Annotated in this window: 1 pseudogene; it reads left to right on the forward strand. The window is 66.1% G+C overall.

The window, feature by feature from the left end:
• Window positions 1-140, forward strand: a pseudogene (locus tag SB754_RS21835) (sulfate adenylyltransferase small subunit); the annotation flags it as partial.
• Window positions 141-251 lie beyond the last annotated feature (111 nt).

Here is a 251-nt window from a genome sequence, read left to right on the forward strand (position 1 = left end):
TGCGCAGTGACGCTGCCACGGTTCATCAGGTCATCGACGAGATCGCCGCGACCAGGCTGACCGAGCGCGGTGCCACCAGGGCCGACGACCGGATCTCCGAGTCCGGCATGGAAGACCGCAAGAGGGAGGGCTATTTCTGATGGCTGTCGACCATGAGGCGCTCGCCGCCGGAACAGCGATCGGCGGCCGGAAGGCGTTGCTGCGCTTGGCCACGGCCGGCAGTGTCGATGACGGAAAATCGACGCTCATCG

Origin of the sequence: Leifsonia sp. SIMBA_070, from assembly GCF_046534635.1 — a bacterium.
Taxonomy (GTDB): Bacteria; Actinomycetota; Actinomycetes; order Actinomycetales; family Microbacteriaceae; genus Leifsonia.